21 protein-coding genes are annotated in these 22235 nt (G+C 45.1%); 5 read left to right on the top strand and 16 right to left on the bottom strand.

From position 1 onward, the window contains the following. Positions 1-9 precede the first annotated feature (9 nt). Both rutB and rutA read right to left on the bottom strand, forming a co-directional pair. Positions 10-744 (bottom strand): pyrimidine utilization protein B, encoded by a 735-nt coding sequence (gene rutB, locus ACFI6J_RS11660; protein WP_014977454.1) that lies wholly within the window; start codon positions 742-744, stop codon positions 10-12. Continuing rightward, positions 744-1832, bottom strand: coding sequence for a pyrimidine utilization protein A (gene rutA / locus ACFI6J_RS11655; RefSeq protein ID WP_014950780.1), 1089 nt, complete (start codon positions 1830-1832; stop codon positions 744-746). The genes rutB and rutA overlap by 1 nt, the downstream gene beginning before the upstream one ends. A gap of 309 nt (positions 1833-2141) precedes the next feature. Between rutA and rutR the strand changes: the two genes are divergently transcribed. Beyond that, positions 2142-2816 carry an HTH-type transcriptional regulator RutR gene (rutR, locus tag ACFI6J_RS11650; protein ID WP_014950781.1) on the top strand — a complete coding sequence of 225 codons (675 nt, stop codon included), beginning with the start codon at positions 2142-2144 and terminating at the stop codon, positions 2814-2816. Positions 2817-2903: 87 nt separating this feature from the next. On the opposite strand, the gene ACFI6J_RS11645 is transcribed toward rutR, so the two are convergent. Next, on the bottom strand, positions 2904-3575 hold the full coding sequence (locus ACFI6J_RS11645) for a Crp/Fnr family transcriptional regulator (protein ID WP_278345799.1): 672 nt from the start codon (positions 3573-3575) through the stop codon (positions 2904-2906). An 87-nt stretch (positions 3576-3662) separates the two neighbouring features. Here ACFI6J_RS11645 and ACFI6J_RS11640 point away from each other — a divergent pair, with 87 nt between their 5' ends. Next, on the top strand, positions 3663-4568 hold the full coding sequence (locus ACFI6J_RS11640) for a sterol desaturase family protein (protein ID WP_423084039.1): 906 nt from the start codon (positions 3663-3665) through the stop codon (positions 4566-4568). 69 nt (positions 4569-4637) lie between these two features. Beyond that, positions 4638-4877, top strand: a complete 240-nt coding sequence (locus ACFI6J_RS11635) for a VF530 family protein (protein WP_014950784.1) — start codon at positions 4638-4640, stop codon at positions 4875-4877. Between the two features lie 74 nt (positions 4878-4951). Here the strand turns inward: ACFI6J_RS11635 and ACFI6J_RS11630 are convergent, their stop codons facing one another. After that, a complete protein-coding gene (locus ACFI6J_RS11630; RefSeq protein WP_014980360.1) occupies positions 4952-6292 on the bottom strand; it encodes a GntP family permease in 1341 nt (446 codons plus the stop codon). A gap of 260 nt (positions 6293-6552) precedes the next feature. On the opposite strand from ACFI6J_RS11630, the gene ACFI6J_RS11625 reads away from it, so the two are divergent. Continuing rightward, positions 6553-7086, top strand: a complete 534-nt coding sequence (locus ACFI6J_RS11625) for a gluconokinase (protein WP_462557509.1) — start codon at positions 6553-6555, stop codon at positions 7084-7086. A gap of 53 nt (positions 7087-7139) precedes the next feature. Next, the gene (locus tag ACFI6J_RS11620) at positions 7140-8147 is read left to right on the top strand and encodes a LacI family DNA-binding transcriptional regulator (protein ID WP_462557511.1); all 1008 of its coding nucleotides are present in this window, start codon (positions 7140-7142) and stop codon (positions 8145-8147) included. A 178-nt stretch (positions 8148-8325) separates the two neighbouring features. On the opposite strand, the gene ACFI6J_RS11615 is transcribed toward ACFI6J_RS11620, so the two are convergent. The 12 genes from ACFI6J_RS11615 to ACFI6J_RS11560 all read right to left on the bottom strand — a co-directional run bounded on the left by ACFI6J_RS11615 (position 8326) and on the right by ACFI6J_RS11560 (position 22201). Continuing rightward, the gene (locus ACFI6J_RS11615) at positions 8326-9216 is read right to left on the bottom strand and encodes an MBL fold metallo-hydrolase (protein WP_462557513.1); all 891 of its coding nucleotides are present in this window, start codon (positions 9214-9216) and stop codon (positions 8326-8328) included. Between the two features lie 63 nt (positions 9217-9279). Beyond that, complete coding sequence (locus ACFI6J_RS11610; RefSeq protein WP_014980364.1) at positions 9280-9528, bottom strand: DUF1653 domain-containing protein; 249 nt, start codon at positions 9526-9528, stop codon at positions 9280-9282. Between the two features lie 215 nt (positions 9529-9743). Beyond that, a complete protein-coding gene (gene dinB / locus ACFI6J_RS11605) occupies positions 9744-10817 on the bottom strand; it encodes a DNA polymerase IV (protein ID WP_462557515.1) in 1074 nt (357 codons plus the stop codon). 278 nt (positions 10818-11095) lie between these two features. Beyond that, a complete protein-coding gene (locus ACFI6J_RS11600; RefSeq protein ID WP_462557517.1) occupies positions 11096-14686 on the bottom strand; it encodes an FG-GAP repeat domain-containing protein in 3591 nt (1196 codons plus the stop codon). 302 nt (positions 14687-14988) lie between these two features. After that, positions 14989-15222, bottom strand: coding sequence for a (Na+)-NQR maturation NqrM (nqrM, locus tag ACFI6J_RS11595; protein ID WP_014950791.1), 234 nt, complete (start codon positions 15220-15222; stop codon positions 14989-14991). Between the two features lie 9 nt (positions 15223-15231). Continuing rightward, positions 15232-16257, bottom strand: coding sequence for an FAD:protein FMN transferase (locus ACFI6J_RS11590; protein ID WP_334039689.1), 1026 nt, complete (start codon positions 16255-16257; stop codon positions 15232-15234). Positions 16258-16392: 135 nt separating this feature from the next. Continuing rightward, positions 16393-17625 carry an NADH:ubiquinone reductase (Na(+)-transporting) subunit F gene (gene nqrF, locus ACFI6J_RS11585; RefSeq protein ID WP_187447203.1) on the bottom strand — a complete coding sequence of 411 codons (1233 nt, stop codon included), beginning with the start codon at positions 17623-17625 and terminating at the stop codon, positions 16393-16395. A 20-nt stretch (positions 17626-17645) separates the two neighbouring features. Next, positions 17646-18254, bottom strand: a complete 609-nt coding sequence (nqrE, locus tag ACFI6J_RS11580; protein ID WP_014950794.1) for an NADH:ubiquinone reductase (Na(+)-transporting) subunit E — start codon at positions 18252-18254, stop codon at positions 17646-17648. Positions 18255-18257: 3 nt separating this feature from the next. Continuing rightward, on the bottom strand, positions 18258-18890 hold the full coding sequence (locus ACFI6J_RS11575) for an NADH:ubiquinone reductase (Na(+)-transporting) subunit D (protein WP_014950795.1): 633 nt from the start codon (positions 18888-18890) through the stop codon (positions 18258-18260). A gap of 10 nt (positions 18891-18900) precedes the next feature. Next, complete coding sequence (locus tag ACFI6J_RS11570) at positions 18901-19665, bottom strand: Na(+)-translocating NADH-quinone reductase subunit C (protein WP_014950796.1); 765 nt, start codon at positions 19663-19665, stop codon at positions 18901-18903. Further along, positions 19655-20857, bottom strand: coding sequence for an NADH:ubiquinone reductase (Na(+)-transporting) subunit B (locus ACFI6J_RS11565; protein WP_014950797.1), 1203 nt, complete (start codon positions 20855-20857; stop codon positions 19655-19657). Before ACFI6J_RS11565 ends, ACFI6J_RS11570 begins: the two co-directional genes overlap by 11 nt. Before the next feature lie 3 nt (positions 20858-20860). Continuing rightward, positions 20861-22201: a Na(+)-translocating NADH-quinone reductase subunit A gene (locus ACFI6J_RS11560; protein ID WP_278344132.1), complete on the bottom strand. Its 1341-nt coding sequence runs from the start codon at positions 22199-22201 to the stop codon at positions 20861-20863. Between the last annotated feature and the right edge of the window lie 34 nt (positions 22202-22235).

Here is a 22235-nt window from a genome sequence, read left to right as displayed (position 1 = left end):
AGAAAGCACCTAACTCGTCCCTTCAAATACTTCACAGAACTGCGCGGTGGTAGACACCCACCCGAAAAACGTCTGAATGTTGAAAAGTGAGGCCTCGTGAATGTCTGGCGGGCCAGCTTGATATGCCGCATCGGCCAGCACCACACCAAAATATTCCAGGTGGAAGCCATCGCGCAGCGTAGATTCCACACAGACATTGGTTGCAATGCCTGTAAACACTAAGTTGCGAATACCGCGTGCGCGCAGCATGCTGTCTAAATTAGTATTGTAAAAACCGCTGTAACGGGTTTTAGGAATAATGATGTCGCCATCTTGAGGCTTTAGCGCATCTACAAGCGCGTAATCCCAAGTACCCTTGGCCAGCAAACTTCCCTTAAGCTCTGGTTGTTTGCGCATGGTTTTAAGGGCATTAGACTTATACCAGTTCGGCGAACCGGGGCCGCCGGCCTCCTTGTAGTCGGCATCCCATCCATTTTGTAAGAACACCACAGGCATGCCTGCAGCCCGCGCTGTTTCAAGCACTTTAATGGTATTTTGAATGACTGGCGCCGTAGTGGACACATCAAAACCCGCTTTGTCTAAGTAGCCGTTTTTACTGGCATAAGCGTTTTGCAAATCCACCACAATAACGGCAGTTTCCGCAGGGTTTAACGTCAACGGTTCAGGCTTAGCTGGCAGTACGGGCTGCCCCGTCTGGCGCGCTTGAAAGCACCCTGAGACCTCAAATATTTCACCTGCTGACATTAGGCGGCTCCCGATGTGCTAAGCAAATGCTGACGGGATTTCATTAGCGGCTGAATTTTAGTGCCGAAATCATCCATGCCTTTAAGGAAGTCATCGAAGGTCAGCAATACACCTTCACAGCCCGGCACTGTGGCTATTTCATCAAGCATAGAGGCCACCGACTCATAGGAACCCACCAGCGTCCCCATGTTCAGGTTTACTGCTGAGGTTGGGTTGGTCATATCGCGGATATTCGTGTCTTTACCCGATTTCTTATCAGCAGCTCCTTGCGTTGCCATCCAGTCCAACGCTGACTGATCTTTGCCGTCTTTATAGCTTTCCCATTTCGCCATGGCGGCTTCATCCGTCTCATCGGCAATAACCATGATAAGTACCGCTGAACCTACGCTGCGACCGTGTTTTTCAGCCGCTTCAGTTAAGCGCGCTGCGGTTGGTGCAAAAGCGGTAGGTGTATTTACGCCTTTACCAAAGCAGAAATTATAGTCGGCATGACGGGCAGAGAAATCCATGCCTGCTGCGCTTTGACCGGCACAGATAAGTGGAATTTTTCGCTGTGGCTTGGGCAACATTCGGCAATCATCCATTTGGAAATGCTCGCCTTTAAAATCGCTTTTTCCGGTTTCCCATAATTCTTTGACTACCTGAATGTATTCATCCAAATACTCATAGCGGTTACCGAAAAATTCATCGCCCGGCCACATACCCATTTGCGAGTATTCAGGGCGTTGCCAGCCAGTGACTAGGTTTACGCCAAAACGTCCGTTAGAGATAGAGTCGATGGTACTGGCCATGCGCGCCATGATTGCAGGCGGCAAGACTAGTGTGGCAGCCGTGGCATATAGTTGAATTTTTGAGGTAACAGCAGCAAGGCCTGCCATTAACGTAAACGACTCTAAGTTGTAGTCCCAAAATTCGGTTTCACCGCCAAACCCTCGCAGTTTGATCATAGAGAGCGCAAAATCCATATCGTACTTTTCAGCCTTCATTACAATCTCTTTGTTGAGATCGAAGGAAGGTTTGAACTGAGGCGAATTTTTCGAAATTAGCCAGCCGTTGTTCCCAATCGGAATAAATACACCTATATCCATGTTGTACCTCTGCTTGTATGCGTTTTAAGCGGTTTATCCCGCTTTTTTTAAGGTTGCCGAATTCAAAACATTGAAGTGGCGGTATACTTAGTGAACAGCATAAAGCAGGCCAATTTATTTAACCCATAAAATTCAGTCACTTACAAAATTCTACAACCCAAATTGGACTTATTGGTTCAATTTGGAACACCAAGTCCAGTGCAATTGAACTTAATTGGTGCATATTTGTGCAAATGGGTTTATAGCGACGAGAACTCCACGTAAACTAAGCGCCTGATCACGGAAATTCCGGTAAAGAAGAGACAAGTAGTGAGTAAATCTGAAGGTCAAACAATTACGAAATCAGCGAGAGCATTTAGCCCGACCACGCAAAAGCGAAGAGAAAAAGCGTTATTAGAAAAGCGTACTCGCATTATGGATGCTGCCCTTTCCTTGTTCTCAAAGAACGGCGTGAGTGGCACCACTGTAGAGCAAGTATCGGAACTAGCGAATGTCTCAAAAAGTAATTTACTGTATTACTTTAAAAGTAAAGAGGGTTTGTACTTATCGGTTATTACCCACCTTTTAGATGTGTGGTTAACGCCCCTTCAGAGCTTTTCAGCAGAACAAGACCCTATAGAAACCCTGAGCGACTACATTAAAGTAAAACTTGAAATGTCGAGGGACAATCCAGCTGAATCTAAGCTTTTTTGTATGGAAGTGGTACAAGGTGCCCCTCTTTTAATAAAGGAATTAGAAACGCCGCTCAAAACACTGCTGGACGCGAAAAGCGCCGTCATTATCGAATGGATTGAAGCGGGTAAGCTAAAGCCTGTTGACCCTATACACTTGATATTCAGCATTTGGGCCATTACTCAGCATTACGCCGATTTCAGCGTGCAGATCAAAGCCGTAACCGGTAAAGATTTAAGCGATCCCGCTTTCTTCGAGAGCACGCTAAGCAACATTCAGCACATTATTTTAGGCGGGCTAAAGCCAGCGTAATACTTGATGCATGAGTTGCCATGGGCGTGGAATAAATTTGAGGGAGGGTCTTTTGGCGCTCTCGCATGTGGAGGACATTAACCACTCTTACAATGGTAATAGTGACGAACTTTCTTTCAAAAAACCTTCCAGTCGCTCGACCTGGGTAATTGCCACGCCCCCGTAGCGCTTTTCAATCAACTTTAAATCATACAGCTTCGTTAATGATTTATGTGCGGTAAGTACGGTAACGCCCAACCTTTCAGCATAATCGCTTTGCCTTAACGGTATAAAGACGTGCTTAGAGGTAAGATACGATTGATAAATTAGCTTAGCTAACTGGACGTGAGTGGGTAAGCGTCGAATATCATCCAACCTTTCCAGCGCCGAGTGAAGCTTTATTGCCAGTGACCGGGTGATGAATTCAGCAATCGCTGGATGTTGGCTTGTCAGAGAACGAAAAGCAGGTTCAGGTATTTGTAATACCTTACATTCCGTTAGCGCTTCAGCGTGATGCGTTCTTGCAAGTGATGCATACAATGTGAACTCGCCAAACGTATCTCCTCGTTGCAATACAGTAGTAATTTGATAACTGCCGTCCAGGCCATAATTACCAATCTTTACTTCTCCTGATACCACAACAGACAGCCCTTTGTTTTTACTTCCCCTATCGTGAATTGTCGAGGTAGCCGCATAGGTTCTTAGCGTTCCAAAAGGCAAACAAAGCGCGACGTAGTCGTCAGGCATAATGGTTTGCTGCTTGCCGTGAATGTAAGACATGACATTCAAATCTATACAAGTATATATTCTTGCATGTTAACGCAATGTAAATTCACTCTCAACAATCTCTTGGTGGGAGTCATTACAATGGGTTATCAATGGGCAATTTTAGCGGTTTTTATCATGTTTGCTTTGCTGGAAGCGAAGAATGGTAAGCTATTTAAAAAAGCGACAGAAGTAAGCGATGATGGAAAAGTAGAGCTGATAGGTACGTTACTCTTATTTATTGTAACTCAGCCACTGGTTCTATTTTGTTCTGCAACAATGATGGCACTAGCATTTCCCCAATATCAGGGAATACTTGTAGATTCCCCTATTCTCTTGCACATAGCGCTACTTTTGATTTTCGATGACATGATGCAATATTGGTGGCATAGGCTTTCGCATTCCACCCGATTTCTTTACAACTTACATAGAGCCCACCATAACGCTAAGTACATGAGCGTTCGCATTATTTACAGAAATAACTTTTTCTATTACCTGTTTATGCCTTCGCTATGGTTTTCCGGTGCACTAATTTACCTAGGATTGGGTTGGACCTATGCCTTTTACTTGGTGATTAAACTTACCGTGATCACTGGCGCCCACGCAGAGTGGAAATGGGATAAGAGACTTTACAATATTCGGTGGTTACATCCTGTGGCCTGGGTAATTGAACGCACGATATCAACGCCTTCAACACATAGTGCGCATCACGGATTAAAAGCCGATGACGGCGTGACCAACTATAAAGGTAATTATGGAAACCTGTTGTTCTTCTGGGATGTACTATTTGGAACCGCTAAAATCACCAGACAGTACCCTGCACAATACGGTATTGAGGGTATGTTTTACGCCAACTGGAAAGAACAGCTTATTTGGCCGCTTTATAAAACACCACGAAAGCCTAGAGTAGTGCGAAGTCCATCGACGAAAGTGAACGACGCTAGCCAACCTTTGATACCGAACACAAAACAAATACCTACGGGTGAAACAATTGAAAGTAAAGCCTAGCGCATTGATACGCAGCAAGTGGGTTCGTGCTAGAATAGGGTCTTAATTTAGAACAAGCAGCGGCACTTTATGAATCAGCAACCTAATAATCCCTTACATGGCTTAACGCTAGAGAAAATCGTCACGCAACTTCACGAGCGTTACGGATGGGATGGATTGTATTACCGCATCAAAGTGAACTGCTTTAATAACGATCCTTCGATTAAATCGTCACTTAAGTTTCTTAGAAAAACCCAATGGGCGCGAGATAAAGTAGAGCAGCTTTATATACAGACGTTTAGTAATAATGCCTCAAATGGTGAATCTTAAAGCCATTTGAGCCGCTAAAGCTTGAAACCGGTTTCCACTAAAACGACTCAAGTGGGTCTGAGCCGCTTGGGACATTAGACAAATAAACCAAGCATTAGTACGAGAAAAAGCCCAATAAAACCTATTAGGGTGGCCATACACGTCCAAGACACAAACGTGTCTTTCACAGAAATATCAAAATAACGGTTTACGATCCAAAACCCCGTATCGTTCACGTGAGACATGGCCGTAGCACCTGCCGCTATAGCAATTGTCATCAGGGCGAGTACTGATGGTGAAAACGCCAGTTCCTGCACTACAGGGCCCATTAAACCTGCAGCCGTTAACATGGCCACCGTAGCCGAGCCCTGAATAATTCTGACTGAAATTGCGATAAGAAACCCGGCTGCCAATGGTGGGAGCGGCGATAATGCGACAACATCAGCGAAAGCCTGCCCCGCCCCAGAATCGATGAGCACTTGTTTAAACATGCCACCCGCGCCTGTCACCAGTATGACTAAGGCAACCGGCTCTAACCCTCTTGATGCAATGTTTCTAATTTGTTCGCTTGATAAGCCTTGCTTTTTCCCTAGCACTTTAAAACAAGCAATGGTTGCAATGGTCAGGGCGATAAAGGGATGCCCAATAAATAGCAACGCCTCCTTCAAGACACCTTCTGAAAGCGTGAACTTTGCCAACGTACCCACCAGAATAGCCACTAGCGGAAATGTCAGTAGCGCCGCAACTGAACCAAAGCTGGGGAGTTCCTTTGGCTTTTTATGTGAAGCTTCAATGATATGGTTTGGGACAGGTACGTGCAGGCGTTTCGCTAAAAATGTTGCGTAAATTGGGCCGGCTAAACAGGCGCAAGGAATACCAACGATAAAGCCGAACAAAATGACTAAGCCGATATCCGCTCCTAAAATTGAAGCTACCGCTACAGGTCCTGGTGTTGGAGGAATAAAAGCGTGAGTGACAGCGAGTCCTGCTGTGAGCGGGATTCCGTAATAAATAAGCGACTTTCCTGATTTCTTTGCTAACGAATAAATAAGAGGCATTAATATGATAAGCCCCACTTCAAAGAAGACAGGTATAGCAACAAGAAACCCCGTTAACACAACCGCCCACTGACTATTCTTATCACCAAATTTATTGTTGATAGTTTGCGAAAGCCTATCAATGCCGCCGGATTCTTCTAAGAATTGCCCGAACATAGCACCAAGGCCAACAATGGTCGCTACAAATCCCAGCGTGTTGCCCATGCCTGACTGCATGGAAGCCAGTACGTCGGCCGCTTGCATTCCCGTACCCAGGCCAACAAACGCTGCTGCCACAAGGATAGCGATAAAAGCATGAACTTTTCTAACTACAACTAAATATGTGAGAAGCACAATGCTACAAATGGCGACAAAAAGAAGGGAAAAAGTATCGGTCATACGTGCTCTCTGGTACCTGTTAGTGACATTGTCTTCATGTCGACGAAGCCATAATACGGAAATCACCCGCTACCTTTACAAGCTAAGTTGAAAAACCCAGCCAATGTTAAATATTTATTAATACAAGATAGCTATCTGGTAACACTATTATAATCACCCCTTTAACGCAACCGGTTTCCAAACTAATATTTATGAGTAAGATGGAGACCAAATAACTCGCTCTTGATGTACTCCTGAATTTTAATGTGAGAGATAAGCTTATGACCCATTGCCATGTATTTTTCGTTTCGGGAGTTTCAGGGACGGGAAAATCGACATTGAGCCAGCATTTAGCCCAACGTTTTGACATGCCTTTCGAAGAAGGAGATCGTTACCATAGCGAGGCAAACGTAGAAAAAATGTCTTCAGGTATACCACTGCAGGATGCAGACAGATGGGAGTGGTTAATTACGTTAAACATGATTGCCAAGCAACACATTCACGCCGGCCGGAACGTGGTTATAAGCTGTTCAGCGCTGCGCTCAGCCTATCGTGACGTGCTAACCAAAGATATCGCGCCTCACTGCCACTTTATTTACCTTCATGCGTCACAGTCTGTGCTTAGTGCGCGATTAAAACAACGGGAGCATTTTTTTAACGGTGATGCTATGCTCGAAAGCCAGTTTGCAGCCTTAGAGCTGCCTTCTAAAGACAACGCATTCATTATTGATGTTACACAAACTTTCGAGTGTGTTTCTCAGCAGGCGGAAGACTTTATACGCCCTTTGATATCGAATAAAACATCACGACATTAACACTCACTTCCGCGCGGATTAGCGGACCTAGCAGCACATAAAAAGATCGAAGAATGAGTAAGGTAAAAAAGTCACGCACAAAAATATCAGACGTAGCCAATCATTTGGGGGTTCACAAAACTACCGTATCTCGTGCGCTTAATAATTCTAGTGGCATCTCTAAATCACTCGCCCTTAAGATCAAAAATGCAGCGCGAGAGCTAAATTATATCCCTAACCGTGCCGCCCAATCGCTATGTGCAGACAACAATAGAACCATTGCATTACTACTCCCATCCTTCGGAAACAATGTGTTTAACGATGTGATGTTAGGTGTGAAGGCCGTTGCCGATAAGGCTAATTATGCATTGATGATTGGCGACTCGACCTATACCGAGCTTGGCGAGGAGCGTACTGTCGAATCTTACATTCAACAGAACGTGAGTGGCTTCATTCTTACTTCGACGCGCCATACAGAAGAAACGAGAAAAATGCTGCTAGCCACAGGGACGCCTGTGGCCGAAATTATGGATATTTCTAGTGAGCCCTTTGATATTAACTATGGGGTAAATAACGAATTAGCAGCCCAATCTATGACCCAACATCTCATCGATAAAGGGCGCCGCAACATTGCTTTTTGCTCATTGTATTTAGATTGGCGCGCAATATTGAGAAAACAGGGCTGGGCAACCGCACTGGACAATGCTGAGTTGTCCGCCGAGCGATATGTTTCCTCTAGAGCCGACGCCACATTTCAAGCTGGTGCTGAGCTTCTTTCAGAAACACTGCATAAATGGCCGGATACTGATGCGCTATTTTTTGTGAGTGACGAGCTTGCTGCTGGCGCGGTCATGGAATGTAATAGACGAGGTATCAAGCCTGGTAAGGATATCGATATCTGCGGTTTCAACGACTTGAGTTTTGCGCGCTCAATATACCCTTCCCTAACCACCGTATCAGTCCCGCGTCGTAAGATGGCAGAAATGGCAGCTGAATCATTGATATCGCTAATTGAGGGCGAAGACGTTGAACAAGCGAGCCAAGTTCTACCCTTTGAGCTTAAAATACGAGAAACCGCTTAGCAGACGTTTGGCAGCTTTAGCCCCTAGACTTGGTGCTCGTAAACCTGCGTTTCCTAACCTATTGCCTTTGAAGTTAGTCCTCAAAAACCCAGTGATAGTGCCATTTTAACGAAATTGCAGGGTCGTAAAGAAAACTCCCCTGCACACTCGCTCGATATTAATGTGTAACCAATACTATTTAGGCATCAGTATAGAGTGTAGTTATCCACTTCTCTTCATTAATGAAATTCCAGCTCCAGTCGGCCCACTTATCGTCTAAGCCCATCGCTTTAACTTCATCGAGGGTTTTGCCGTCTTGCTTAAGTGCCTTAACGTAGCTGAACGTTTCAGAGATCATAGCTAAAAATGCGCTGTATTCTTGCTTGTTACTGATGTCGCCGTGGCCAGGAATAATAACGGTTTCATCGTCTATTTTAGCAAGCAGCTGTTTTACTGAGTCCATATAGCCTTCCACATTACCGCCAGCCCCTTGGTCGATGTAGGGAAAGCGACCATTAAAGAACAAGTCGCCGGTGTGCATAACGTTGGGTTGCTCGAACCACACTACGCTATCGCCGTCGGTGTGGCCTACTGCTAAGTGCATCACGTGAAGGGTTTCACCATTGAAGTAAATTTTTATTCCGTCTTCATAGGTGATAGTTGGCAGCGCTTCCGGTTTTATCTTTTCATCGTTAGCTAGACGAACACGCACATTCTCGTGCGCCAGAATGGTCGCACCTTTGTGGCTGTGGAAAAACGCATTAGAGCCTGTGTGGTCGCCGTGATAATGCGTGTTTATCACATACTTTGGCTTGTCACTCCCGAGCTCACCAAGCTGGGCCGCTATCTTTTCTGCAAGCGGCGCGAATTGATCGTCGATGATCAAAACACCGTCTTCCCCAGCAGATACGCCGATATTTCCACCTGCACCTGTAAGCATGTGCACAGAGCCTTTTATCGCTGTCGCTTTAACTTCGACATCGGCAAATCTATCTTGTGCATTTGCGGGATGAACCGATGAATAAATTAACGGGCTCGCAGCTAAGAGTGCGGCCATGATGTGGGCGCTAAAACGAGGGGCAGTTTTCATTATTATTTCCTTGTAAGAAGCCTGTTTATTAAAGACCTCTTACACTATGACCTAATTTTACAATTAGATCATTTTTTCATCATCAGGAATATTGCCAACATAAGCAAAACGGGGGAGTGTTTCTCCGTCTTTTTCAACCGACTCAACAAACATTTCTAGGGGACGAACCCAAAGCGCTTTCTCGCCGTAGCATGGGCGGTATACCACTAGCTTACTCTCATCTTCTGAATGCGTCGCCACTTCGTATACATCGTATAAATTACCTTTGTAATGCTTGTAGCGACCTGGGGTTTTAAGTTCTTTCGAGTCCATAACGTCCTTCATTAAAGTGTAAAAAATAGTAAGGGTTAGCCAACCGCTTTCATTTGCCAAAGATTAAATGGTCTTAGAAACTAAACTCTGTGGGATTGGCCTTTAATCGGGTAATACAAAACCGTCAGTCTATCGCATAGTATCAGTGCGTTAAGTATAACAAGTGGTTAGATTGAGGCTACTGCATGTTAGTACTTAACAAGTGAGCTTATTGGCTAAATCGGTTCAAAAGGTAACACCAATTGCTGTGTTGATTGATCGGCAGCAAGACCTATATGAACGCCAACAAGACGAATACCCCGCCCTGTTGCTCGTTCGAAGGCTTCCTGCATTAACGTGCGAAAATACGCTTCATCAAGCGTGGCACAGCGGTGCTCTACCGTAGTTAGTTGGAAGTCATTAAACTTAAGCTTAACGCCCTGCGTGCGAATACGTACCGGCTTCCCCGTTCGCTTCTTATGGCTTTCCATTCGCTCTTGAAGCTTTTCAAACAAGTGAGGCAAAAAGTCGATGCATTGCTCAATAGTGTGTATATCTTCACTTAGCGTGCGCTCTACGCCTATAGACTTGCGCTCTCGCGATACTGACAACTCTCGCTCATCAATACCATGAGCTCGCTCCCAAAGCACACTGCCAAATTTACCCAGCTCTTTTTGAATGCGCTCAAAAGGATACTGGCGAACATCGTTACACGTATTAAGCCCCATACGCTGAAGCTTTTGCATAGTAACTTTGCCCACGCCTGGAATTTTCTTTAGTGGCATTTCGCGTACAAACTCATCGAGCTTATCAGGAGTAATAACACAAATTCCATCGGGCTTATTTTCATCGCTCGCCACTTTCGCCACAAACTTACAAGGCGCAACACCCGCTGAAGCTGTAAGCCCAAGTTCATTTTTAATGCGTTCACGTATTTCTTCAGCAATTAACGTGGCGCTGCCACCGCAAAATTCACTGTTAGTCACGTCTAGGTAGGCTTCATCTAATGATAAAGGCTCAATGAGGTCGGTATAATCAGCAAATATCTTACGTATTTTTTGCGACTCGGCAGCGTACACATCCATGCGCCCTTTTACGAGGGTCAAGTTTGGGCATAGCTTTAAAGCATACGCTGTAGCCATAGCTGAGCGCACACCAAATTTACGGGCGGGATAGTTACAGGTAGAAATAACCCCTCGACGGTCGGCACTGCCGCCTATCGCAATGGGAATATCGCGCAAGGCTGGGTTGTCGCGCATTTCAACTGCGGCGTAAAAACAATCCATGTCGACGTGGATAATTTTTCGCATTACCTGCCTTTGTTCTTTACGTGCTTACGCAAAACTGTATAAAAAGACAGTATATTATTAAAAGCGTTTAATTACACTACCTCGTTATGGAATATTGATGAGATTAACGGGTCCTTAGTGTCTTATAAAAGGCAGGCGTTAAAACGAATGCATTTTATAAGGGAGGTTGACAGAACGAGAGTAGTCAATAAAAAACGGCGACACTCCAATGTGGAAGTGTCGCCGCTCAATCATATAAACGCCTAGAAGAGTATCAAAATTGACTCATGCGGAATTACCTACTTCGCTCGGCCCAACCAATACATTACCCGTGATGTCGCCATCATCACTTCCAGGCTTCCCTCAGCAGATTTTCTCGCATGTAAAGAGTGACTGCGGGCCGGACCAATCAACGCTGGGCTTTTCCAAATACTGATGCCTTCAACCGTCATTTCGCTGAGTTCAGAAGCACTGTAGTAGCTCCAATCATCGTCATGCGCCGTTGTCACAAGAAGTGTTTGTTCAGTAGCGGTTACTGGATTAGCTACCATGTCTACAATAACCTTACTCACCGAAACGTCTGATGTCTTAGTCAAACTAGTGTCAGTTACATCAAATATAACCAGTGATTGGTTCTGGTTGTTATAACAGGCCAGTTCAGCGGCAGCGTCACTATCAGCGTTAATAAAGGCAAGGCGCGCGCAAGAAATATCGGCGCTTGCCTGAATAGAGAAACCTGATGTTGTTGGCTTGAGTAATTGCGTTATGTTGTCGCCTTGAGAAAGCGCCACATATACATTGCCATTCATCGCGACAATATCAAAATCACGGAAATATTGAGGCATGGTGTAAGTGGCCAACATAGCTTGATTGTTCACGTCGACCGCTTTTAGTGTGCGACCATCAACATACACTGCATCATCGAAACCATCGTTATTGAAGTCGAATGCCTTAATAACTGAAACGTCGTTTGAATAATCGCCTGTAATCTCGTATTGAATAGAGAAATCATTTAATCGCATTGCGGCGAAGGCGCCATCATAGGTTTCTGCACTAGGTAGGAATAAATCACCAGCACCGTCATTGTTGTAATCGGTAGTTACAGCAATACTAGAGTTATCCCAGTTAGATGAAATCTCTTCACTCGTAATGTAATTCCCTGAGTTCTCCATTAGTAAGACCTTGGAGCCGTCATAACCGCTCCCCGTACTCGGCACGAAGAAAACAGCACGTTCGTCACCAGGATACAAATCTGCCCACCCAGCCGCGTTAAAGCTGTCTAGTTGATGTGTGGTTGCCGTCGTTTTTATTGTTGCAGAAGTGGCTGTGACATCTGCCGTTACGAGTAAATCTTCACCAGAAGAAGTAGTGCCAGTGCCCCATAACAGTTCGTTAAGGCCATCATTGTCGGCATCGCCAAGGGTCAGCGAGGTTGAACCGTGATCAACCATATCAACGCTAAATACTGAAGTGAGCGTATTATTAGACAGCTTCATGGCGTGGACGTTGCCCCATTGGCAGTCCCCTACAAGCAATACAGGGTTACTATCGTCAGTCAGTTTTCCTGCGCTAATGTCGCAAGTATTAAAATTCTCAACACTCGTAATTTGAGACTTGTCTTGTGCTGAGTATACATAGATGTAAGACCAACTGTCAGCGCCTACAATTTCATCAATACCGTCGCCATTTATATCGGCAACGGCAATGTGATGACTACCAAATCCTGAATTCAAAAACCACTGGTTTTCACCAGATCCAAGGTCATAGACCAAACCTGAATTGGTAACCAGTTCTAACTGAGTGTCGGAATCCACATTACCCAGAGCAATTTCATAGGTATCTTCAGCGGTAAACGTAAATAAAGGTGTTTCGGGCGAACTAAGATCTACCACCACAATATCACTGGCTTCGCCGTAATCACGTGATGAATACAGGTAGGCCAGTTCATCGTCACCATCATTATCTATGTCACCGAGAACAGCACTATGTATGTAATTATCAGTGGTGAAAATCGTTGTTGCCGTTTCGTCAATGTCGGTAACAACGGATACGCCGTGCTCAGATATCACTAAAATATCGGGATAATCATCGTTATCAAAATCAGTACTGAGAACTTGTTTTACTGCTCCACCTTGCTCGATTTTGTAGGGATACATCCAAGTTTGGTTGTAGCTGCCGTTTTGATAAGACAGCAAGAACACGCGATTTGCAGAATCGGTGGAGAGAACTTCATTGTCACCGTCGTGGTCGAAATCACCCACTACCATCGAATTGTTCATTTTAGGCACTTCAATACCCGAGCGAGCTAACTCTTGAACCTCATTATTAGTTACTGAGACATGAGTTTTGACTACTTCAGCACCTTCTTCGCCAGTAGAAAAACCAAACGCGTAAAGCTGGGTTTTAAACAACTGATTACTCGGCGCTTGCCATGAAATTAATCCATCTTCATTAATGGTAGCACCTGAAGGCGCTGACACTAAGGCGGGAACCCCTTGGTTGTCACCAAGATCAGGGTCAGACACAATTGCTCTGAATTCGATGTATTCTCCAGGAGACACTGATTCTGGTAAATTCTCGAATGCTACTTGTGCTGGTGCATCCGACAGAGTGATTGAAGTGCGACCTGACTCTACAGCGTTAGCGCTATCTGAGACGACCATAGACACTTCTACTACATCGTTAAATACAGCGCGGTAGGCCGGTAAGGTATCCCCTGATATGTCCTCTACTAGGACACCGTTGATGTACCAGCGGAAACTGACAGATAAATCTTCGTAGTCTGTATCGCTATCATTATAATAGCCGGGACTAACGGTAATAGGTGTCGTTGTATCGACCGTGTCCCAGGTGTAAAATTCAGGTGCATAGACAGTGGGTGGTATGGACATGTCAGCAATAGCGACAAGTGATCTGTCTGCAAGGTTACCACCAATTAAGTCATAGGCATCAACTATAAATGTACCTACATCGTAGTTACCGTCGTTATCAGAATCTTCTAAATAACGAATAATGCCTTCTTCAAATAGTAAGGTTGCAGTTTTATCACCCGCTACCACTACTCCACCCATATACATGTACGGCGATAAATACTCAGGGCCCTCTGCTTCAATCGCTAATTTACCTTTAGAGCCTACATAGAAGTCTAATTCAGCATGGTTAACGCTTTCACCGGGTGAATCAGATATGTTGTAATTCCCCATCAATTTATATTGCTCTGAGCCAATAGTGAACGCGACATGTTGGTTGGTATCTACGTGGAAGTGATAGTTACCGTTAGTTTCGTTGTAGCCTTCATCGATTGAGACAACGCCTGACAAAGTATAAGGTATACCTTCGATATTCCATGTAAGACTGTCGAAATACATACTGTATTTCGCTGCGCTATCTGACACACTTTCAATGGCAATAGCCGTCGACCCGGAAATAGCAACGCCATTGCTATGCAACCAACAGTTTTGGTAATTCATGGCGATGGTACCTGTTAAGGTATCGGATACTTTGCCGTCATAAGCAACACTACCGCCTAGATCACAGGCATACGTTTTCTTAATCGTGCCGTTGTTCACGTCATCAGAAAAATCCTGTTCTGCCAGTTCTGGCACTGTCATTACGGAATCATTAAATAATAAATTGAATGCTTCTTGGACCAGCTCTATGTCCACTTCCGCATTGACTGTTTCGCCTTTGTATTGGGCGTTTGCGATTGCTTTGGCAGCAGTGTTAAGTCGAGACTGGTTGTAGTCTTTTGCGTTCAAGATGATTGATGAGGATGAAACCGGCGAGGAACCTCCGTTATCCGGCACTTCAGAGTCTGAACCTCCGCCTCCACATGCGGCGAGGGATAATGCGATTATACTAAAGGTCCCGAGACGTACACTGCGTGTCATAGCTCTTCCTTGATGTTTTATTATTTGTATAGGTATTTTATGAGGCTTAAATTTAACCTAATTACAAATTTAGAGCAACGAAATTGGGGTGACCTAAATTACGTTTCCAAGTTTAAAAGCCTGTCATAGGCGCGCTGTGTAGATAACTATCCCTGTGATCATTAGCCCATTAAGCAAACCTAACGTAACATCGAATTAACTGACCAAATTCAATGAAACATACTTGCCTGACGGATACAAAAAAGCGCTGTCGAATTACTCAAACAGCGCTTTTATAACTTAAGCCAACGAGAGACCAAGCATTACAAAATTTGGTTCTGCTTCCACTCGTTTAGCTTTTTCTGGCGGGCTTCTTCTTTTTCCATGCGTGACTTTTTACGGTCACACGGTTCTGGACAGTCACAGGCCTTTTCTATGCCTAGTGCACCTAAGCCACCACAGCTTCCAGAGATTGATTTTTTCTGAAAAAGGTAACCTACGGCCATAGCCAGTACCATTGTTAGAAAGAAACCAAAAGCAAGAATGAATGTAGACATTGCTACCCCCTAATTATGAACTGTGACCAGTTTATCAAATTCTGGCGATGCATACTCTTCAAATCCGTCTTCTGTGCGACGAATGAGGAATACAGCGAGTTGTTCTTGCTCAGCAACCGCTATCGCTTGTTCCCATCCCATTACATTAAACGCCGTAGCCAAACCATCAGACGTCATTGAAGAAGGATGAATTACCGTAACCGAAACCAGGTTATGTGAGATAGGTTTGCCCGTTGTGGGGTCGATTAGATGCGAATAACGAACGCCGTCTTCTTCGTAATAGTTGCGATAGTCACCTGATGTAGCAACCGCGTTTTCTCCTATTGAGACAACTTTTTGAACAGCACGTTCAGTGGTAACTGGCTTTTCAATGGCAATCAGCCACTCACTGCCGTCGCCTCGTTCACCTTTCACACGCATTTCACCACCTATTTCAACAAGGTAGTTTTCAATGTTGTGCTTTTCAAGGATCTCTGCCACTTCATCAACGCCAAAACCTTTTGCAATAGTCGACAGGTCGACATAAAGCATTGGGTGACTTTTCTTTAAGCCTGTAGGCGTGGTTGACAGCTTCTTATAACCCACATATTCGCGAATATCGTCGATGTCAGTCTGGCTTGGTACTTTTTCAGGACGCTTAGTTGGTCCAAACCCCCATAAATTAACCAATGGGCCAACGGTAACATCAAGTACTCCGCCACTAAGGTTAGCCAAGCGTAATGCCTCGTTAACTACGGTTAGCGTATCTGGTGATACGGCGAAATTGTCGGTGTAGCGATATTGATTGAACCTTGATAGTTCTGACGTTGGGTCGTAAGTAGACATCATCTTGTTAACCTCAACAAGACGGGCATCTATTTCAGCTTGTAAGCCTTCTACCGGTGTCTCCGCTACAAGGTACTTAACGTTGTAGGTTGTGCCCATTGTCTGCCCTTGCAGGTGTACTACAGGCGTTTTTTCGTCGCTACAGCTTGCGAGAAGTAGAATACCTACCGCAACAAAGGCGAGGAAAATTCGAATAGCAAATCGAATCACGATGTTGTCCTTAGCTAATATGCACATTATTCAATCGCTATTATGTGCATTCTGCGTTTTGCTTCAACGAAAAAGGGGCTTACGCCCCTTTTAATATGCTTGAGTTTTTAAGCAAGTAGCTCTTAAATCAAACCCTTAGCCACCGAAGTCATCTAGCATGATGTTTTCGTCCTCAACACCTAAATCTTTAAGCATGTTGATTACGGCCGCGTTCATCATAGGTGGTCCACACATGTAGAACTCACAGTCTTCTGGTGCAGGGTGATCTTTCAAGTAGTTCTCAAGAAGTACTTGGTGGATAAACCCAGTGTAACCTTCCCAGTTGTCCTCTGGCTGAGGATCAGAAAGTGCTACATGCCACTCAAAGTTATCGTTTTCTGCTGCTAGCTCGTCGAAGTCTTCTGTATAGAACATTTCACGAAGTGAACGTGCACCGTACCAGAAGCTCATCTTACGCTTAGACTTAAGGCGACGAAGCTGATCGAAGATGTGTGAACGCATTGGGGCCATACCTGCACCACCACCTACGAATACCATTTCGTTGTCAGTTTCTTTCGCGAAGAATTCACCGAATGGACCAGAGATAGTCGCTTTGTCACCTTCTTTCAGGCTCCAAATGTACGATGACATTTTACCCGCAGGTAGGCTTAGGTTATTAGGTGGCGGCGTAGCGATACGCACGTTCAACATAATAATGCCTTCTTCTTCTGGGTAGTTCGCCATTGAGTAAGCACGAATGGTCTCTTCGTCTACTTTAGACTCGATGTCGAAGAAGCCAAAACGTTCCCAGTCACCGCGGTACTCTTCAGGAATATCGAACTCTTTGTACTTAACGTGGTGAGCTGGCGCTTCAATCTGAATATAACCACCTGCACGGAAAGGTACACTTTCACCGTTAGGAATTTTAAGCTTAAGTTCTTTGATGAAGGTTGCTTTGTTATCGTTAGAGATAACTTCACAATCCCACTTCTTAACACCAAATACCGACTCTTCTAGTTCGATTTCCATGTCTTGCTTGATAGCAACCTGACATGAAAGACGGCAGCCTTCGCGTGCTTCACCTTTGGTGATGTGGTCTAGTTCAGTTGGAAGGATTTCACCACCACCTGAGTGTACATCTACACGACACTGGCCACATGAGCCACCGCCACCACAAGCAGATGATACGAAGTAACCTGCGTCAGCTAGTGCACCAAGAAGTTTGCCACCCGGTGCAGTTTTGATTGCCTTGTCTGGGTCACCATTGATAGTGATAGTTACATCACCACTTGGTACCAATTTAGACTTGGCAAACATAATGATAAATACTAGCGCCAATACGATGGCAATAAACATGCCGACGCCAAGAAATATTTCTACGTTATTCATTTATATGCTCCCGAGCTCTATTACAGCTGAATACCAGTGAATGACTGGAAGCCAAGTGCCATTAGGCCAGCGATCATGAATACAGAACCAAGACCACGAACACCATCAGGCATATCAGCATACTTCAGCTTTTCACGTACTGCCGCTAGCAATACAATTGCTAGTGCCCAGCCCATACCACTACCAACGCCGTAAACGATGCTTTCAGTGAAGTTGTATTCACGCTGTACCGCAAACGCCACACCACCGAAGATTGCACAGTTAACGGTAATTAGCGGAAGGAAGATACCTAGTGCGTTGTAAAGCGCAGGGAAGAACTTGTCTAAGCTCATCTCTAGAATCTGTACCAACGCCGCGATAACACCGATAAACGTTAGGAAGTTAAGGAAGCTTAGGTCAGCTTCTGGGAAACCTGCCCATGCTAGTGCGCCTGGAGCAAGAATGTTTACATAAATAACTTGGTTAACGGGTACAGAGATACCTAGTACCACGATAACTGCAACACCAAGACCCATAGCAGTTTTAACTTTCTTAGATACCGCTAGGAATGTACACATACCTAAGAAAAGTGATAACGCCATGTTCTCAACGAAAATTGAGCGAACAAATAACGACAAATAATGTTCCATGACTTACTCCTTAGGCTCTACTTGCTCTGGACGGATAGTACGGATAAACCAAATCATACCGCCGATTAAGAAGAATGAGCTGAATGGTAGGATTAACAAACCGTTACCCTGATACCAGCCACCGTTTTGAACCAGTGGAAGGATTTCGAAACCTAAAATAGTACCGAAACCAAATAGCTCTTTAATTGTACCAATAACAATTAGAATGAAAGAGTAACCCAAGCCGTTACCAATACCATCAAGGAAGCTCATCAGAGGTGGGCTCTTCATGGCGTAAGCTTCAGCACGACCCATTACGATACAGTTAGTAATAATCAGACCAACGAATACCGACAGCTGCTTCGATATTTCATACGAATACGCTTTCAGAATTTGGTCAACAACGATTACCAACGATGCGATGATGGTCATCTGGATAATAATTCGAACGCTAGATGGGATCTGGTTACGAATTAGTGAAATAAACAAGTTTGAGAACGCTACAACGCTTGTAAGCGCAAGCGACATTACCAATGCTGTTTCCAGCTTAGTGGTAATTGCCAGTGCTGAACAGATACCCAATACCTGTAGGGCGATCGGGTTGTTGTCCAGGATTGGCCCAAAGAGGGCCTTTTTCATTTCTTTAGTATCTGCCATGAGACTTCCCTTATGAACGCCATGCTTGGTTCTTCAGGAACTGGCCGAAGCCTTGCTCGCCTACCCAGTAACGAATTGTGTTTTCAACACCGTTGCTGGTAAGGGTTGCACCTGAAAGCGCATCGATAGTGTGAGGATTGCTAGGGTTAGCATTTTTCACTACGCGAATAGCAACTTCGCCATTCTCGTAAAGCTCTTTGCCGTCCCATTTGTCCTGCCAAGCAGGGTTTTGCACTTCACCACCTAGTCCTGGCGTTTCTTTTTGCTGATAGTAAATAAGCTCGCGAACCGTTTGGCCGTCTGCGTCTACCGCTAAGAAACCGTACATAAGATCCCAAAGGCCGCTGCCGTGTACAGGAAGGATGATACGAGAAACATCACCTGCGTCGTCGCGAACTAAGTAAACACTTGCCACGTTAGGGCGGCGTTGGAAACCAACATTGCTGTTAGTTACCTTAGTGCTGTACTCAGTTTCTTTGGCTGCTTTATACATATCGTAATCTGGCTTAGGCGCTTCTACGAAAGTACCTTCGTCAAGATTAACAAAACGCTGTTCTACTCGCTCGCTGTACGTGCTTTCAATTGCGCTATTGCTCATGCCCATTTCATAAAGGCCTGCAGCATTAAGAATGTTGCTCTTTTTATCTAGAGCTGCGTTTGTTTGTTGTAGAGAGCGAAGGCCAACAGCCGCACCAGAAACAACAATTGAACAAACTAAACATACGGCAACAACAATACCTACCGTTTTGCCTAAAGATTCTTTCTTAGCCGACACGTGCTACCCTCCGCTTGATATTGCTTTGTGCGACGAAATAGTCGAACAGTGGCGCCCACAAGTTAGCAAATAGAATTGCTAGCATTACACCTTCAGGGAAGGCTGGGTTTAGGACGCGGATTAGTACCGTCATGAAACCAATGAAGATACCGTAAGCCCACTTACCTTGGTTTGTGAACGACGCAGAAACTGGGTCTGTCGCCATAAAGAACATACCAAAAGCAAGACCACCAACAACAAAGTGCCAATGAGCAGGCATTGCAAACATAGGGTTCGTATCGCTGCCGATTAGGTTTAGCAAGGTTGCGAAGAACGCCACACCAATTGCTACACCAGCAACAATGCGCCAGCTTGCTATACGCATGTACATGATGAACAAGCCACCAAGAATAATAGCAAGGGTAGACACCTCACCCGCTGAACCTGAGATAGTGCCGATGAAGCTGTTCATCCACTGATCCATGTTCGCGTAATCAAGGTTGCCTGAAGCCGCTTGGCTTAGAGACGTCGCACCAGAATAACCATCTGCCGCTACCCATACTTGGTCACCTGAAATTTGCGCAGGATACGCAAAGTAAAGGAATGCACGACCAGACAATGCTGGGTTAAGGAAGTTACGACCTGTACCACCGAATACTTCTTTAGCGATTACAACACCGAAGGTAATACCTAGTGCAACTTGCCATAGAGGAATAGTAGCTGGAAGTGTTAGTGCGAATAGTACCGATGTAACGAAGAAACCTTCGTTAACTTCGTGCTTGCGCACAGACGCGAACAATACTTCCCAGAAACCACCTACCGCGAACGTTACCGCGTAGATTGGCAGCCAGAAACATGCGCCATAGAAGAATAGACCTAGTGTACCCGCATTTGCCAAGTCACCGCCAAGGGCAGCGAATAGGCCTGCTTGCCACGTATCAGGTAGTGTTCCTGCGCCAGCAGCAATTGCTTCTTGCGCTTGGAAACCAATGTTATACATACCAAAGAACATAGCTGGGAATGTTGCCATCCATACCATGATCATGATGCGCTTAAGGTCAATGCTGTCACGCACGTGCGTGTTAGCTTTATTTACTTTACCTGGGGTGTAGAAAATGGTCGCCGCAGCTTCGTAAAGCGCATACCACTTTTCATGCTTACCACCTGGTTCGAAGTTTGGTTCGATCTTTTCTAAATACGCTTTTAAACCCATGACTTAACCCTCTTTCTCTATCGTGGTCAAACAGTCGCGTAAGATAGGAGCGTAGTTGTATTTGCCAGGGCATACATAAGTACACAATGCCAAATCTTCTTCGTCCAACTCTAAGCAACCCAACGTCTGAGCACCGTCAGTATCACCAGAAATCAGGTCCCTAAGCAGAAGCGTAGGAATGATATCTAGGGGCATAACGCGTTCGTAATTACCAATTGGAACCATAGAACGTTCAGAACCATTGGTAGTTGTTGTCATATCAAATTTCTTGCCGCCACTTAGATGACCTAAGTAAGCACGAGTCACTGAGTGTTGGTTTGAACCAGGTAGGATCCAACCGAACAATTTCTTCTCGCGACCTTCTTTTAGTAGTGAAACTTGGGTGTGGAAACGACCAAGGAAGCCGTGAACGCCCATCGCTGTCGTACCGCTAAGTACAGAACCAGAGATAACACGTACTTCACCGTCTACTTGCTCGCTAGCAGTAAGCTCGGTCAAGTCTGCGCCCATTACGGTGCGCACTAGGCGTGGGTTAGTTGCTGCAGGACCTGCAAGTGAAATAACACGACGGTTATCTAGCTCACCAGAGGTCAACAATGCACCAATTGCCATTACGTCTTGGTAGTTGATGTGCCAAACCGTTTTGTTCATGCCAGCAGAATCAAGGAAGTGGATGTGAGTACCCGGTAGGCCCGCAGGGTGAGGACCGCCAAATTCTTCAACATCAACTGCCGCATCGCCAGTAGCAACAGATGCACCTGCCGCTTTACAAACGTAAGTCTTGCCGCCGCTCAATTGCGTTAACGCTTTAAGACCATTTACGAAATCGTCTTGGCGCTCAGCAATAATCACAGCAGGATCTGCTGCTAGTGGATTGGTATCCATTGCTGTAACAAAAATTGAACTTGGAACAGAGTCTAGCTTAGGAGATTTGCTAAATGGACGTGTACGGAACGCTGTCCACATGCCTGACTCTACAAGGATTGACTGAAGTTGCTCGCGTGAAGCGCTCGCGATCTGGTCAGCTGCAATTTTATCAAATGTCACAGCATCGCTGCCGTTCATTTTGATAACTACAGACTGAAGAACACGTTTTGCACCACGGTTAACCTCTACCACTTCACCCGCTGCTGGGGCAGTGAATTTAACGCCAGGGTTCTTTTTATCTTCAAAAAGAACCTGACCTTTCTTCACTACATCGCCAACTTGGACGTGCATGGTAGGGCGCATACCCACATATTCTTCTCCCAGAATGGCAACGCGCGTTGCAGCAGATGCATCAGCAATCTCCTGCTTTGGCGCTCCCTCAATTGGGAGGTCGAGACCTTTCTTGATTTTTATCATATGTAATCGCACTACTCTAATAGAAATACCCTTT

Source organism: Alteromonas sp. G4i13, assembly GCF_054960505.1.
This window is presented reverse-complemented; position numbering and strand designations above follow the sequence as displayed.

Coding starts and splice junctions, on each gene's coding strand:
- rutB (WP_014977454.1), bottom strand. CDS start 744: ATGTCAGCAGGTGAAATATTTGAGGTCTCAGGGTGCTTTCAAGCGCGC.
- ACFI6J_RS11640 (WP_423084039.1), top strand. CDS start 3,663: ATGGGTTATCAATGGGCAATTTTAGCGGTTTTTATCATGTTTGCTTTG.
- dinB (WP_462557515.1), bottom strand. CDS start 10,817: ATGCGAAAAATTATCCACGTCGACATGGATTGTTTTTACGCCGCAGTT.
- ACFI6J_RS11575 (WP_014950795.1), bottom strand. CDS start 18,890: ATGGCAGATACTAAAGAAATGAAAAAGGCCCTCTTTGGGCCAATCCTG.
- nqrF (WP_187447203.1), bottom strand. CDS start 17,625: ATGAATAACGTAGAAATATTTCTTGGCGTCGGCATGTTTATTGCCATC.
- nqrE (WP_014950794.1), bottom strand. CDS start 18,254: ATGGAACATTATTTGTCGTTATTTGTTCGCTCAATTTTCGTTGAGAAC.
- ACFI6J_RS11610 (WP_014980364.1), bottom strand. CDS start 9,528: ATGGACTCGAAAGAACTTAAAACCCCAGGTCGCTACAAGCATTACAAA.
- ACFI6J_RS11620 (WP_462557511.1), top strand. CDS start 7,140: ATGAGTAAGGTAAAAAAGTCACGCACAAAAATATCAGACGTAGCCAAT.
- ACFI6J_RS11630 (WP_014980360.1), bottom strand. CDS start 6,292: ATGACCGATACTTTTTCCCTTCTTTTTGTCGCCATTTGTAGCATTGTG.
- ACFI6J_RS11645 (WP_278345799.1), bottom strand. CDS start 3,575: ATGTCTTACATTCACGGCAAGCAGCAAACCATTATGCCTGACGACTAC.
- ACFI6J_RS11615 (WP_462557513.1), bottom strand. CDS start 9,216: ATGAAAACTGCCCCTCGTTTTAGCGCCCACATCATGGCCGCACTCTTA.
- rutA (WP_014950780.1), bottom strand. CDS start 1,832: ATGGATATAGGTGTATTTATTCCGATTGGGAACAACGGCTGGCTAATT.
- ACFI6J_RS11560 (WP_278344132.1), bottom strand. CDS start 22,201: ATGATAAAAATCAAGAAAGGTCTCGACCTCCCAATTGAGGGAGCGCCA.
- nqrM (WP_014950791.1), bottom strand. CDS start 15,222: ATGTCTACATTCATTCTTGCTTTTGGTTTCTTTCTAACAATGGTACTG.
- ACFI6J_RS11635 (WP_014950784.1), top strand. CDS start 4,638: ATGAATCAGCAACCTAATAATCCCTTACATGGCTTAACGCTAGAGAAA.
- ACFI6J_RS11565 (WP_014950797.1), bottom strand. CDS start 20,857: ATGGGTTTAAAAGCGTATTTAGAAAAGATCGAACCAAACTTCGAACCA.
- ACFI6J_RS11625 (WP_462557509.1), top strand. CDS start 6,553: ATGACCCATTGCCATGTATTTTTCGTTTCGGGAGTTTCAGGGACGGGA.
- ACFI6J_RS11600 (WP_462557517.1), bottom strand. CDS start 14,686: ATGACACGCAGTGTACGTCTCGGGACCTTTAGTATAATCGCATTATCC.